Genomic DNA, 679 nt, shown 5'->3' with positions numbered 1-679 from the left:
AGATCGATGTCACGGCGGCGAACCTGTCGCAGGTGAGCTACGTGTTCGGTCCGAGCGGCTCGACCGACACGCTTTTCGTGCGGGCCAATGACGGCACGCTCTGGGGCAGCTGGACTCAATTCACGGCGAAGGCGTTCGCGGACACCCCGCCGACCGTGATAGCCGCCAACGTCACTGCGACGCACGGCCAAACGTCGGTTGCCGCGTCAAGCCTGTTCACGGTGAGCGATCCGGATCCCGATACGATGACCCAGTACGCGCTCTGGGACACCGGCGGCAGCGGCCACTGGGTTGTGAATGGTGTTGCCCAGGCCGCCAATACCGAGATCGACATCACCGCAGCGCAGCTGTCGCAGGTGAGCTACGTCTTCGGTCCGGTCGGGTCGACGCCTGATACCTTGTACATCAGGGCGAACGACGGAACGCTGTGGGGCGGCTGGACCGCGTTCACGGCGAGTCCTGGAAGCGACCACGCTCCGGTCGTGACGGCACCGAACGTGACTGCCATCCACGGGGTAACCTCGCTATCGCCTCGAGCCTGTTCTCGGTCTCCGATGCCGACAACGATACGATCACCCAGTACGCGTTCTGGGACACCGGAGGCAACGGTCACTGGGTGGTCAATGGTGTCACCCAGGCCGCCAACACCGAGATCGACGTTTCGGCGGCGAACCTGTCG

The 679-nt window shown here is 64.4% G+C and carries 1 pseudogene; it reads left to right on the top strand.

What is annotated here, in order from left to right:
- Positions 1–427 precede the first annotated feature (427 nt).
- Positions 428–679: pseudogene (locus ALC15_RS40935) on the top strand (hypothetical protein); the annotation flags it as partial.

It is taken from the genome of Bradyrhizobium viridifuturi (genome assembly GCF_001238275.1).
Lineage (GTDB): Bacteria > Pseudomonadota > Alphaproteobacteria > Rhizobiales > Xanthobacteraceae > Bradyrhizobium > Bradyrhizobium viridifuturi.
This window is presented reverse-complemented; position numbering and strand designations above follow the sequence as displayed.